The organism is Bacillus sp. J33 (assembly GCF_000518885.1).
GTDB lineage: Bacteria > Bacillota > Bacilli > Bacillales > Cytobacillaceae > Cytobacillus.
In genome coordinates this window covers 17,663-30,707 of sequence record NZ_JAEL01000069.1, presented here as the reverse complement: position 1 = coordinate 30,707, position 13,045 = coordinate 17,663, and the positions used below count along the sequence as shown (strand labels likewise).

Here is a 13,045-nt window from a genome sequence, read left to right as displayed (position 1 = left end):
AAGTATCCAGTCTTTATAGTGATCTAGTTTTTTCTTCTTTCCCAAAGGCTGTTCAGTATAGGCTCTTGCTTCATCGAATGTCATTTCTAAATACTTATAGACAGTCGGTCTTGAGATCTTAAGCTCCTTAGCGATTTGTGCTACTTTAAACTTTCTCTTATGTAATTCCTGAATCTTTATATATAACACTAACTTCTCCTCCAAAATCCTAACCTCCAGTAAAATAACGTCACGATCTATTTTACTAAAGTAGTAGGTTGATTGAGCAAAAGTGTAAAATCTTATCGAGCAAAAAGTGTCAACTTTATTCTAGCGTTTACACTGGTATTACAATTGACCTTGAACATTTAAAAAGGAAAATGAATAAAAAGGATTCTCTGCTAATATTTTGTAACTAAACAGATGAGAGTTTAATACTATATATTAACCGCTAAAGCCTTACAAATACCTCCCTCCGGATAGAGGGGTGGGAACAGGAAGTTTCCAGTCCCTTTTTATAAGCTATGCTGTTACTTAGGCTACTAATAAAGCTTTGTAACAGCATAGACCGCGAAAGATATTGAAAAAGGTGGTTAATATTGGTGTAAAATAGTAGATGGAAACATCTATCAGGGCAATTGGCAGCTAGTATTCTGAATGAGCAACTCATTTAGAATGCTGGAGTATGTTTGTTTTTTTAGGTAAATTCCTATTTTACTGTTGAAATTGGAATTCGAACAGGATCTTTTTTGCTGTTATTGCTTTATTAAACTTGAAAAATTAAAGTGACTATCCTATAAAACTGAGAAAGAACCACGCCAACGTTTTTTTATTAAAGCAATTAATCAATTAAAAACGTTTCAAAAGAGTATTACCTATACAAAACAGCATGCATATGCTGTTTTGTATAGGTAATTGTCATGAATTCAATTAATGATAATGTAAACTACTGGTATAAGCAGGCTCCCCCTATTACTCTAAGATATGATTTTACCCAATATCACAATTCAATCAGGAAAAGCTAAACGAAACTTTAAAGGGCCTTTTTGTAAGGGCAGTTATACTGCACAAGCAGGTATCCATGTGTTTTAAACTTTAGGCTTGTCCGGTTTCTTCTAATGCCAAATTATAATAATCCTTACCTATTCGCTACAATCGGAAGATCTGTAAGACTTGTGTTTAATACATTATTGATATTTGTCCCATTAAAAGTTATAACTATTCCTCCAGTATTAACAGCACCCGATCCATTATTGGATTTCGAACTGCTATTATCCCCCTGAAAGGCAATATCACCAAAACGAATATCTCCACCAGAAATATTTGCTATGGAAATTGGACCAGTAAAAGCTGGCAACGTTCTCCCCCCATCTCTGATTAAGCAGGGTATGACTATTGAAATCCAGAACTTGGATTTCAATAGCCATGCTTAATTAATCTTAAATTAATAACCCTTACCGAAAGCAGCTGCTCCTACAATGATCAAAAGGATGAAGAGTACGACGATTAACGCAAAGCCGCCGCCATATCCATAACCGCCGTAGCCATAGCCTCCGTAACCATAACCACCACAAAATGACATCTAAATCACTCCATTCATAAGAAAATAAAGTTCAAACTAGTAGCCGTAACCTCCAACTGCAGCTGCCCCAACAATAATCAATAGAATAAACAAAACTACAATTAGCGCAAAGCCGCCACCATAACCCTGTGACATAACATGCACCTCCAATCATTTTTAACTGAGATAAACAAAAGTCTCATTAATAAGGTATGTTAATAAAAAAATAGTGCATGGACGATTGTCATATTTTTGTACTTTTATCAATCTATAAATATATGTCTATATATCTTTGCAATTATTTAGATTAAGTGAATAGAAAAAATTCAATAAAATCGCCGAAAATACGGCTTTTTCTGACCTGAAAAAAAATATAAGCTGGTGCATTAAAAACGCGCCCTAGTCACCTGGGTGAACAAAAAGAAAAAGAAGTGAAATGATTATTCCACTCCTTAAACACCCAAAAATTTCAAGAATCGAATTTTTTCTATTGCTCAACGTTTTTCATCAGTTTTTTCTTCTTCTTCATTCTCTTCCCTTGTCGGAGGGCTCAACCAAAAAGAATCCCAAGGACTTCTTCTGGGCATTTCTGCTGAAAGTTTGTCATGATTTTTATCTCTTTCATGAATAAAATCCACATTTTTTGCATGGATAATTAAATTCTCAACGTGTATAATCTTTTCTTTTTTGTTTTTAGACATTTTATCCCTCCTTTTTCTCTTTAAAATCAATATATCCTATTCATATAATTAAATAGCGTATAGGCTAATGTTTATTATAATTCCAGGATAGAACAGATTTTCCATATATCAACTTACTACTGGAATGCTGCTGCAGGGACAAGAGCGGTTATGGCTGCAAGTGAAATTCGAAATGCATAATAAGATCGATATCTCTGTAACACCTGTAAACATAAATCGTGTAACCAATCATTAATTTGCTTCATCTTTTGTAATATCACAGCAAATGGAGAGATACCACATTAAAAACCCCATTTAACCCTAAAGCAAAAAGAAAGCCACCCGCTAAAAAGGATGGCCCAATCTTCCATGTTTTCGGTTGTTCGTACATTTTAACTTCCTCCCTTTAACACATTATAAAAAATTGCGATCGCCCCGCCGATTATACCAGTTATGATGGATGTAATAATGGCTGCTGTAATGGTCCTTTTAATCCAGGTAGTATTGTCGTCTATCTTGTTAAGCTTTTCATTTATTGAAATAATTTGTTGATCATGCCGAGTTGTCACTTTTTCAAGGTTATTCACCCGGTTCTCAATATTTCTAAGATCCCCCTTTATTTCTGCAATTTCTTTCTCGTACATATTTTTATTATCCAGCTCCTTCAAGATAATTCCCCTCCTTAAAAGGAAATCTTGATACTTGTCCCGTTAATAGGAATTTGAATTTATAACAAAATCCACATTGAGTACTCCATAAAATAATAAATGAAAAATTCCTGCATTATGTAACGGCAACTATCTCTCCAATACAACAATTTGCTTTAAAAGCACCTGGCAAGGTATTTTATGTTTACTATCCTTTAATACTGTAAAGATGATGGCTATACCAACGCTAAATTCAGCTGTGAAAACGAACAATATAATTGCGTTTGTAATTGTTCTTTTTAGCCATTTAGTATTTCCTTAAGATTACCTTGGATGTTCTGGATTATTTGGTCTTTCAAGAGTGTGTTTTATTCTGCAGCGGCGAATATTACCTTTCATTTCTTCAATATCTTTCTGAACAGATACCTTCCATAAATCCATTGGATTCCGCCTCTTTGTCACTCCCCCCCCTTTAAAGCAAAAAAATAAGACCCTATTCCAATCATAAACGTAAATAAAATCGTTGAATTTCCTTATTCCTTCAATGAACGGGGTACTCTCATTTTCTCAGAACATAGAAAAAGCCTAGAACCGTTGTGGTTCTAGGCTTTGAACTGATGATTCCGACTGGGTTCGAACCAGCGACCTCTACCCTGTCAAGGTAGCGCTCTCCCAGCTGAGCTACGGAATCGTTATGCTGTTTCCTCTAGTGAGGACAATATAAAATATAAACTTTTTTTCCTTGAAAGTCAATACCTAAATTCGCTTCATTAATTGAAGATTAATAATTGTGATAATAGATTACATTCCCATTACAATTTATCCATTTAGTCCTGTAAGGTATCTTTTTATTAAAATATGCTATATAATGCCCACTATATGATTCTTTTAGCTGAATCAAAGATTTCAGGGTTACGGAAGGAGAAAATTTTATGAAGAAACTAATGTATCCCTTTTTACTAGTATTAGTATCTGCCATTTTAGCAGCTTGCGGAGCTAATGATGAAGGCAAAAGTGCAGATAAAGAGAAAGAAGCCAAGACTGCTGAAACTGATCAGCAGGAGCAGCAAAAACAAATGGAAGAAATGCAAAAGAAAATGGAAGAGCAAAAGCTTGATGAAAATAAAACAGTTGCTATTGTTAATGAACAGGAAATTCTTGGCCGCGAGTATAATAGCGTGCTTACATCATCTCAAATGATGTTCCAGCAAATGGGACAAGATCCGACTACTAAAGAAGCTGCAGAGCAAATTAAGAAACAAACCCTTGATAGCTTAGTCGGTCAAACACTGCTTCTCCAGGAAGCAGACAAAAAAGGCTATAAAGCATCTGACGATGAAGTGAAAAAACAGCTTGAAGAAACAAAAGGACAATTCAAAGACGATAAAGAGTTCGAAACAGCAATGCAGCAGGCAGGCCTGGATATGGATTCTTTAGAAGATGAAATTGCCAATAATATTAAATATACAAAGTATATTAATGGGGAAATTAAACCTAAAGAAGTTACGGACGCTGAAATCCAGAAGGCCTATGATGAGTATGCAGGCCAAGGCGGTGCTGAAGGCCAAGAGCCGCCTAAATTGGAGGAAGTGAAGCCGCAAATCAAGCAGCAGCTTGAACAGCAAAAGCAGCAGGAATTACTCGTTAAGCACGTTGAGGAGTTAAAGAAAAACGCGAAAATTGATATCAAGGTTTAAGCCTTGTAAAGCAGCTGCCCTTTTGGGCGGCTGTTCTTTTTATTTGTATGATAAATTTACCTGATCCTTTTCACCCTTCTCCTCTTGAGAAATTATTTAAATACGGTAATATGTATTCGGGAGGAGACATCATGATAAGACGTATAACATTCTTTCAAATCATTACAGGCTATTTAATACTCACTCTGGGTATTTCGCTAATTATTTTATCCCGCCTTGGTGCAGGGGCTTGGGATACCGTCTATGTTGGTCTATTTAATAAATTCGGCCTGACTATCGGAACATGGTCATTCCTGGTTACAGCATCCCTGGTTTTTTTCAATGCACTTCTCACCTGGGAAAAGCCGCAGTTTAAATCTTTTATAGGCACCATATTAGCAAGTCTGGGAATCGACTTTTGGATGGAACTTGTATTTAGAAACACTGTGATTACCCAGGTTCCTCTGCAAATTCTCGCTTTTACTATAGGGATTATTTTACTGGGCCTCGGGGTAGCCATTTATATCCGTCCAAAACTATTCAGCGGACCAATTGATGGTTTAATGCTTGCAACATCAAAAAGGCTGAACATCAGCATTAAAAATGCCCGGATCCTTAATGAGTTTTTGGCATTGGCCATCGGCTTCCTGCTGGGCGGGCCGGTTGGACTCGGCACCTTGCTGGTCGCCATCTTTTTAGGGTATACCATTCAATATGGAACTCTCCTTTTGAATCGCTTAAAAGATAAAGGGCTTAAGATCATCTAAAAAGACTTCAATTATGAAGTCTTTTTTGCATGCGAACAAATTTTCGTATTTATACTTGATAAGGAACGTTTGTTCGATTATAATGTAAATAAAAGTAAGGAGGGATTTCTATATGAAAGGAATTCTTTATAGAGCTATGGAAGAGAGAAAGCCTGTTGAAATCATTTATCTCTCCAAACGCAACTCATTTACTCAAAGAAAAATTCTAATTAAGGAACTGCGCGGAAGCACCATTTTGGCCTACTGCTTATATAGAAAGCAAATGCGCATCTTTAATTTAAATCATATCATGTCTATTTTGCCTGAGAAGAAGACACGCCAAATCAGCTAAGAATAGCATTCAATCATATATTCGATTTAAGCCGATATTCACATGCGTGGGACGGCTTTTATTTTGCCTTCCTTTGCATTTTATTGCCCTGATTAACTGCCCTTTTTAAGAGGGTATATATTCTTTAACAGGACTATCAATAGAAAGGAAGGGTTTTATGAAAGTGAATTCAATTCTAATTGCTTTGTTTGAGGATAGTTTCTTCCTGGCCAGCTGCAGTCAGAGCGAATAAACGATCGTTAGGAAGAAGACAAAAATATTCCCTCGCTTGAAGAACAAAGAGCAGATACAGAAAAACCCCTGAAAACCAAGCAAAGGTTACTGAAGAGGTTGATTTGGACGACACACTTGAACAGTTTGTTGAAGAATACGGAGATAACAAAAACAATAAATACATTGCCCATTTTAAGGGCGACACGATGCTTGTAGAATTTGAAACCCACTGTGCTGTCAATATGGCAATTTGAAGATATGGGAAAAGGAATTGAGCAATGATGAAATACTTACTTATATCGAAAAACGCATTCCAAGAGACGCAGAAGAAATTGAAAGATATACAGATAATCAAAATGGGCACCGTGAAATCATCGAATATAAAAGCGAACAGTTAAAGGAAATAATCATCGATGAAGAAGGTTATATCAACGCAAATCTATCCATCGGACAAAACAGGGCTCTTAAGAAAACAAGTTGATAAATAAAATTAAAAAAGGAAGGATCTCTAGAGAACCTTCCTTTTTCATTAAGCTGTTTGAGGCTTTTCTTCATCATTTCTTTTAAAGATAACCTGCAATACTATCAGCAGGATAAAGATTCCAAGTCCGATTAAATCGGAGGTGCCTTCAGGATAGATTAACATTAATCCCCCTGCAATTCCAAGGAGCCTTTCTATCACGTTTAATTTGCGCAGCCAATAGCCAATAACCCCTGCACCAATGGCCATCATACCTGCCAATGCTGTGAATACTACCCATATTAAGTAATACCAGGTTGTATCAATCATTAACAGCTCTGGAGATAGAACAAACATATATGGAATGATGAATGCCCCGATTGCAAGCTTGGAGGCAGTTACCCCTGTTTTAATCGGATCTCCGCCCGAAACACCTGCTGCAGCGAATGCAGCAAGGGCAACCGGAGGTGTAATATCTGCCACAATCCCAAAATAGAACACAAATAGGTGGGCAGATAAATCCGGAACACCCAGCAGAATAATGGCCGGAGCCGCAATTGTAGATGTGATAACATAGTTTGCAGTGGTCGGCGACCCCATCCCTAGGATAATCGCTGCAACCATTGTCAGCATCAGCGTTGGAATTAACAATCCTCCTGAAAGGTCAAGGAGTCCGTTAGCCATTTTTAAACCTAGTCCTGTCTTAACAACTACACCTACAATGATACCCGCTGCAGCAGTCGCAGCTGCAACACCCAATGCAGTTCGAGCACCATCAACTAAAGCATCAATCGCATCCCGGAAATTAATCCGGGTATCCTTCCGTATCATACTAACGGCTATTGTAATAACAATGGACCAAAGAGCAGCCCGGATAACACTCATTCCGCTCATTAATAAAACGATAACTGCGAGTATAGGGAGAAGCAAGTATATTTTTTTAAATACTTCTTTGCGGTCTGGCATTTCCTCGTCTTTTAAACCTCTTAGACCTACTCTTTTTGCTTCAAAGTGGGTCATGATCCAAACACCAGAAAAATAAAGAAGTGCAGGGATAGCTGCTGCTTTAGCGATATCCCAGTAAGTAATACCTCCGCCAATAAACTCCACCATAAGGAAAGCCGCAGCACCCATAATAGGAGGCATAATTTGTCCTCCCGTGGATGCAGTTGCTTCAACCGCACCAGCGAATTCCTTTTTATAGCCAAGCTTTTTCATCATTGGGATCGTAAAAGATCCTGAAGTTACAACGTTTGCAACAGAACTTCCGCTGATTGTACCCTGAAGGGCACTGGAGAAAATCGCAACTTTTGCAGGCCCGCCTGTTCTCTTCCCTGCCAGGGATACTGCCAAATCATTAAAATATTGGCCTACCCCTGTTTTTACAAGAAAAGAACCGAATAACAGGAATAGGAATATAAAGGTAGCTGACACGCCTAACGGAGTGCCAAGAATCCCTTCGGTTGTAAAGAACATTGTCTGGACAAGCCTTTCCAAATCCAGGCCGCGATGCGCCAAAAATGATGGCATATATGGGCCATATATGGCATATGCCAAAAAAATGACTGCAATAATAGTGATAGGCAATCCAACTGCACGTCTCGTTGCTTCAAGCACTAGTAATACTGCTAGCAAGCCCACATAAAAATCTATTTCTGTCAGGCGTCCGGCTCTCATTACAATTTCATCAATAAATAGAGGCCAATAGGATCCTACTACAATACCCAGAATCGCCAGTATTACATCATACCAGGCAACTTTATGTTTTCGCCCCCTATCTTTTTTCCTTGCAGGGAACAATAGAAAGATTAAAGCCAATGCGAATCCCAAGTGGATCGAACGCTGCAGCTGGGCTGTGAGCATTCCGAAAACCCCTGTATATAAATGGAATAGCGAGAATGATAAAAGGCCAATAAAGACAATCCAGCCCATGATGCCCCCTAGCTTCCTTGTACCGGCCTCGGGATCATACTTTTCCAGCAGCTTCTGCTGTTCCTCGAGAGATAACGTTTCCCCTTTATTGTCCAAGGATATTCACTCCTTTCAAAGTATCAATTAAATTAATTTTTTTTGCTTTAATTCGAACCCATGTGCCAGGCTCTATATAGTTTGAAAGCGGATATTCTTTTTCTTCGCTGATAACCGTGTGATTAGCTCTCACCTCTCCCAGCCGGAGATCAAAAAAAGGAAAAATCCGATTCATATTCTTAATATAATATTTGCCGTCCCTCTGTTCAAATATTTCTCCATTTGAAGCATTTTCCGGCATTCCAATCGCAAAATCCTCATACATCAGTTCGTAAAGCTGAATATCGCCTTTTTCAGTTATTCTATAGCTTTCTACAACATCAGAAAGATGAATGGAATGAGTATATTTAATTTTAAAAGAACTGTCGTCTTTAAACGGGAAGTATGCAAGCACTTCTCCTTTGTTTTGATATTCAAAAACAATTGCCTGCTTTATTGGAATGAAAAGCATGATTGCGATGGATGTAAGGATGAGGAATGCCAGGATCAGCTTTACCTTCCCTGGCCTCTTAAATTTCATATAAAACCCCACCTGAAATAATAGTTATTATAACCAGTCTTTACATTTGTTTGGAAAAGGATCTAAAATTTAATTGACCGGCGTAATAACCTTATTTAGGTTTTACAGCCGGCCAAGTTTTTAAGCGGTTAAATTATGTTTTGGCAGATTACTCAGCTTTAAAGCCTTGCTCATCAAAGTACTTTTGAGCACCTGGATGCAAGTCAATTCCTGTACCTTTTACAGCATTTTCAGCCTTGATCATTTTGCCTTTTGCATGTGTTACTTTATCAAGATTTTCGAAAATTGCTTTTGTTACATCGTAAACGACATCCTCAGAAAGGTCGTTGGAAACAACAAGCATTGCCTGTACTGCTACTGTTGGAGCAGCTTCAGCAAGCTTATAAGTTCCTGATGGAACCTCATCCTGAACATAGTAAGGGTACTTTTCGATTAGCGCGTCAATCTTATCCTGTTCGATCGGAACAATGACAACATCTTCAGTTGCAGAAAGCCCTTCTACAGCTCCAGTAGGTGTTCCCGCTGTAACGAAAGCAGCGTCAATTGTGCCATCCTGGATCCCTGCAGTAGATTCATCGAAAGATAGATCCTGTTTTTGGATGTCATCTAAAGCGATTCCGTGAACTTCAAGGATTTGTTCTGCATTTGCAGCTGTACCTGAACCAGGGGCACCAATGGAAACCTTTTTGCCTTTTAAGTCTTCAACAGACTTAATGCCCGATTTTGCAGTTGTAACAATCTGAATGGTTTCGGGATAAAGTGTTCCAATTGCACTTACATTATCAACAGCTGCTCCTTCAAACATTAATTTGCCTTCTTTTGCATATGAAGCAATATCTGTTTGAGAGAAAGCAATTTCCGCATTGCCGTCTTTAAGTGTGTTCATGTTCTCTGCTGATGCTCCTGATACTTCAGCATTGGTATCAATGCCAGTTGCATCAGAAATAATCTCAGCGAACGATCCGCCAAGCGGATAATATGTACCGCCAGTTCCACCAGTTACAATACTCATAAACTTCGGCTTTTCGGCGCCTTCGCCTTCACCGCCGCCATTGCCTTCATCAGTGCCGCCGCCGCAAGCAGCCAGAACCATGGAAAGCGCTAACAGTAAAGCTGTTGCGAGAAGAAAACTTTTCTTTTTCACCGTAGTTCCCCCTTTATAAATTTACAGTTTTTCGTATTATATACTACCATAAAGGATATGCAGATTGTCAAATGATAGCGCTCCCCTTTGATATATAATTTCTTTGCTATCCTCCTTGGGTATACATTTTTTATGCAAAAATAGCAGCTTATATTTTTTTAGCCGGCATCATTTCCACTATATTTAACCATATTATTACAGAATGGCAATCCAGGCGAGATGCTAGTAAAAGCAATTCCTGCTTTTATATGATAAAATCTTCATGAAAAGCCTTACATACAAGCAAACGGAGGAATAGATAACATGGATTTTCCCAGAGGAACAATCAAGGATATAAAAATAGACAGCAAAGAGCTCGGAGAAGAGATCAGCCTTCTTATTTATCTGCCGGCTTCTTATTCCCCGCTATATAAATATACTGTAGTTATAGCTCAGGACGGGAAAGACTATTTTCAGCTTGGCAGAGCAGGACGAGTTGCAGATGAACTTTTAGCCGAAAAAGAAATCGAGAACTTAATCATAGTCGGTGTCCCATATAAAGATGTCAAGGACAGGTGGGAAAAATACCATCCTGGCGGAAATCAGCATAATGCCTATATACGCTTTCTGGCCCATGAGCTGGTTCCTTTTCTTGATCGCGAATTTCCTACCTATCAAATGGGGATGGGCCGCGCGCTGATGGGGGATTCCCTTGCAGCTACTGTATCTTTAATGGCAGCCCTCCAATATCCAAATACTTTTGGAAGGCTAATTCTTCAATCTCCTTTTGTTAACGATTCAGTTATGAAGGCTGTAGAAGAATTTACTCAGCCACACCTCCTTAATATCTACCATGTCATTGGCAAAGGAGAAACAGCTGTTAAGACAACCAAAGGCAAAGAGGAAGACTTCCTTACCCCAAACAGGGATTTATCCAAACTGCTGGAGGAAAAGCGTTTTCCATACTTTTATGATGAATTTGATGGAGACCATACTTGGACATACTGGCAGCCGGACTTAAAAAGAGCTCTTAAATTAATGTTTTAAAGTCATTATTCCAGTCGAAAAGACTATTATTGGCCCCCTAAAAATGGTTGAATGAATTGCAGTGTTTTTTTCCTTATAAAAAAAGGTGTAATTATATAATTAATTTAGAAAATTTGCTATAATGGATCAATCAAAAGGTTTTATTTTTTCATTTAAGCCTGCTATTTATTAATCATATGGATATGTTAGGACGCATTGCGAGTGTTTCCACCATGTTGATTGCAGCAAGAACCATCAGGAAAGTCTAACAAAGCCAAATTAAATAAATAAACATGGAGGTTGTTGTATGAATACGAAATACGGTATCGTTATTTTTCCTTCAAAAAAATTGCAAGACCTGGCCAATTCCTATCGGAAGCGGTATGATCCGCATTATGCTTTAATTCCTCCGCATGTTACTTTAAGAGCGGGCTTTGAAGCTTCTGAAGACGAAATTAAAGAGATTACGGAAACATTGCACGGAATTGCTAAAAAGCATCAGCCTATCCAAATAAATGCTACAAAAATAAGCTCTTTCCAGCCGGTTAACAATGTCATCTATTTTAAAATAGAGCCTACTTCCCAGCTGGAGGAGCTGCACCGTGAATTGAATGACAATATTACTGGAGAGGCGCCCGAGTATAATTTTGTCCCTCATATTACAATTGGACAAAAACTCTCCAATGATGAGCATTCCGATGTCTATGGGTCCTTAAGAATGCAGCCTGTTAATCATGAAGAAGTAGTAGACCGTTTCCATCTTCTCTACCAGCTTGAAAATGGCTCTTGGACTGTATATGAAACATTTCATCTAGGAAAGGAATAATGACAAGTGGAAGTAAGAATGGTCTCAACCGAACAAGAATTACAAGATGCATTTTCTGTACGCAAACTGGTATTTATTAACGAGCAAAATGTTCCAGAGGAAGAGGAAATTGACCAGTACGAGGATGAAGCTGCTCATTTTGTTCTTTATGATGATGGCAAGCCAGCAGGCGCTGGCAGATTCCGCATTATGGATGGCATCGGAAAAGTCGAAAGAATTTGTGTGCTGAAAGAGTGCCGAAAAAGCGGATCCGGAAAAGCAATCATGAATAAAATTGAAGAATACGCTAAAGAAAAAGGATTGCCTGCCCTGAAATTAAATGCCCAGACACAAGCCATTCCTTTTTATGAAAGATTGGGCTATGAGGTGGTTTCTGAAGAATTTATGGATGCCGGGATCCCGCATCGCACGATGAAAAAATCTATATAATGGATGAGCTCCTGCCAGTGATGGCAGGAGTTTTTTGTTGTGCAATAATTTTTATTCTTTCTGCAAACACTATTGCAGATGCAGTTTTAAAGGGGTGGTTTGGATGGAGTATTTACATATCGTCAGTGTGCTGGTAATTGGCTATATCTTTCTGTTTGTTATGGCAAAAATCTTGGGAAAAACGCAAATCACACAGATTACTCCTTTTGATTTTATATCTGCGATTGTATTGGGAGAGCTTGTGGGAAATGCACTATATGATGAAGGAACAGGTATTTTTGAAATGTTCTTTTCGGTTGCTGTATGGGGAATCTTGATCTACGCAACTGAACTTACTACCCAGAAGTTTAAGCGTGCACGCAAGATCCTTGAGGGTGACCCCTCTATTGTCATAAAAAAAGGCAAGATTGTATATGAAGAACTGAAGAAAAATCATTTGGATTTAAATCAGCTGCAGCATCTCCTCCGTTCCAAAGACGTATTTTCCATTCAGGAATGCGAATATGCCATTTTGGAAACGGATGGAACTATAAGTGCATTAAAAAAACCAAGGTATGCTTCACCTACTTTAGAGGACTTGAACTTGCCGCAGAATACGGTTGATCTTCCGGTTACTGTCATTTTAGATGGAGAAGTTGTATGGGATAATCTTAAAAGCATTGGATGGGATGAAAATAGGCTGAAAAATGAAATCACATCTAATGGCGCCGGCTCTGTAAAGGATGTATTATATGCTGAATGGAAAAAAGGAGAGGCTTTGCACGTGCAAACGTACTAAG

18 protein-coding genes and 1 tRNA gene are annotated in these 13,045 nt (G+C 38.3%); 9 read left to right on the top strand and 10 right to left on the bottom strand.

Translation table 11 applies throughout. From position 1 onward, the window contains the following. The 7 genes from L634_RS31380 to L634_RS0118620 all read right to left on the bottom strand — a co-directional run. A partial coding sequence (locus tag L634_RS31380) for a helix-turn-helix domain-containing protein (protein ID WP_157452422.1) occupies nt 1-189 on the bottom strand: 189 nt, incomplete at its 3' end. Between the two features lie 928 nt (nt 190-1,117). Then, complete coding sequence (locus L634_RS0118655) at nt 1,118-1,336, bottom strand: spore germination protein (RefSeq protein WP_026583758.1); 219 nt, start codon at nt 1,334-1,336, stop codon at nt 1,118-1,120. 87 nt (nt 1,337-1,423) lie between these two features. Then, a complete protein-coding gene (locus L634_RS32845; protein WP_084028939.1) occupies nt 1,424-1,561 on the bottom strand; it encodes a YjcZ family sporulation protein in 138 nt (45 codons plus the stop codon). A gap of 36 nt (nt 1,562-1,597) precedes the next feature. Further along, nucleotides 1,598-1,696 (bottom strand): YjcZ family sporulation protein, encoded by a 99-nt coding sequence (locus L634_RS32840; protein WP_084028938.1) that lies wholly within the window; start codon nt 1,694-1,696, stop codon nt 1,598-1,600. A gap of 338 nt (nt 1,697-2,034) precedes the next feature. Beyond that, nucleotides 2,035-2,241 (bottom strand): hypothetical protein, encoded by a 207-nt coding sequence (locus L634_RS0118640; RefSeq protein WP_026583757.1) that lies wholly within the window; start codon nt 2,239-2,241, stop codon nt 2,035-2,037. Nucleotides 2,242-2,612: 371 nt separating this feature from the next. Next, a complete protein-coding gene (locus L634_RS0118630) occupies nt 2,613-2,888 on the bottom strand; it encodes a hemolysin XhlA family protein (protein ID WP_026583756.1) in 276 nt (91 codons plus the stop codon). A gap of 597 nt (nt 2,889-3,485) precedes the next feature. Continuing rightward, nucleotides 3,486-3,558, bottom strand: a tRNA-Val gene (locus L634_RS0118620). Nucleotides 3,559-3,799: 241 nt separating this feature from the next. On the opposite strand from L634_RS0118620, the gene L634_RS0118615 reads away from it, so the two are divergent. The 5 genes from L634_RS0118615 to L634_RS34390 all read left to right on the top strand — a co-directional run bounded on the left by L634_RS0118615 (nt 3,800) and on the right by L634_RS34390 (nt 6,335). Further along, on the top strand, nt 3,800-4,564 hold the full coding sequence (locus L634_RS0118615; protein WP_026583755.1) for a SurA N-terminal domain-containing protein: 765 nt from the start codon (nt 3,800-3,802) through the stop codon (nt 4,562-4,564). Between the two features lie 131 nt (nt 4,565-4,695). Continuing rightward, on the top strand, nt 4,696-5,310 hold the full coding sequence (locus L634_RS0118610) for a YczE/YyaS/YitT family protein (RefSeq protein WP_026583754.1): 615 nt from the start codon (nt 4,696-4,698) through the stop codon (nt 5,308-5,310). A 112-nt stretch (nt 5,311-5,422) separates the two neighbouring features. Continuing rightward, nucleotides 5,423-5,641, top strand: a complete 219-nt coding sequence (locus L634_RS0118605; RefSeq protein WP_026583753.1) for a hypothetical protein — start codon at nt 5,423-5,425, stop codon at nt 5,639-5,641. Nucleotides 5,642-5,976: 335 nt separating this feature from the next. Further along, nucleotides 5,977-6,108 carry a hypothetical protein gene (locus tag L634_RS34695; RefSeq protein ID WP_269521617.1) on the top strand — a complete coding sequence of 44 codons (132 nt, stop codon included), beginning with the start codon at nt 5,977-5,979 and terminating at the stop codon, nt 6,106-6,108. Between the two features lie 17 nt (nt 6,109-6,125). Next, on the top strand, nt 6,126-6,335 hold the full coding sequence (locus L634_RS34390; protein ID WP_051428369.1) for a hypothetical protein: 210 nt from the start codon (nt 6,126-6,128) through the stop codon (nt 6,333-6,335). Nucleotides 6,336-6,383: 48 nt separating this feature from the next. On the opposite strand, the gene L634_RS0118595 is transcribed toward L634_RS34390, so the two are convergent. The 3 genes from L634_RS0118595 to L634_RS0118585 form a co-directional block, all read right to left on the bottom strand. After that, on the bottom strand, nt 6,384-8,342 hold the full coding sequence (locus L634_RS0118595; protein WP_026583752.1) for a TRAP transporter permease: 1,959 nt from the start codon (nt 8,340-8,342) through the stop codon (nt 6,384-6,386). Next, nucleotides 8,332-8,862 carry a DUF1850 domain-containing protein gene (locus tag L634_RS0118590; protein WP_026583751.1) on the bottom strand — a complete coding sequence of 177 codons (531 nt, stop codon included), beginning with the start codon at nt 8,860-8,862 and terminating at the stop codon, nt 8,332-8,334. The genes L634_RS0118595 and L634_RS0118590 overlap by 11 nt, the downstream gene beginning before the upstream one ends. 148 nt (nt 8,863-9,010) lie before the next feature. Further along, a complete protein-coding gene (locus tag L634_RS0118585; protein WP_026583750.1) occupies nt 9,011-10,006 on the bottom strand; it encodes a TAXI family TRAP transporter solute-binding subunit in 996 nt (331 codons plus the stop codon). 303 nt (nt 10,007-10,309) lie between these two features. Between L634_RS0118585 and L634_RS0118580 the strand changes: the two genes are divergently transcribed. From L634_RS0118580 to L634_RS0118565, 4 genes are all read left to right on the top strand, one after another. Next, nucleotides 10,310-11,032: an alpha/beta hydrolase gene (locus L634_RS0118580; protein ID WP_026583749.1), complete on the top strand. Its 723-nt coding sequence runs from the start codon at nt 10,310-10,312 to the stop codon at nt 11,030-11,032. 286 nt (nt 11,033-11,318) lie between these two features. Next, a complete protein-coding gene (locus L634_RS0118575; protein WP_026583748.1) occupies nt 11,319-11,837 on the top strand; it encodes a YjcG family protein in 519 nt (172 codons plus the stop codon). A gap of 6 nt (nt 11,838-11,843) precedes the next feature. Beyond that, nucleotides 11,844-12,266, top strand: a complete 423-nt coding sequence (locus L634_RS0118570; protein ID WP_026583747.1) for a GNAT family N-acetyltransferase — start codon at nt 11,844-11,846, stop codon at nt 12,264-12,266. Nucleotides 12,267-12,369: 103 nt separating this feature from the next. Then, nucleotides 12,370-13,044 (top strand): DUF421 domain-containing protein, encoded by a 675-nt coding sequence (locus tag L634_RS0118565; RefSeq protein WP_026583746.1) that lies wholly within the window; start codon nt 12,370-12,372, stop codon nt 13,042-13,044. Nucleotide 13,045: the final 1 nt, after the last annotated feature.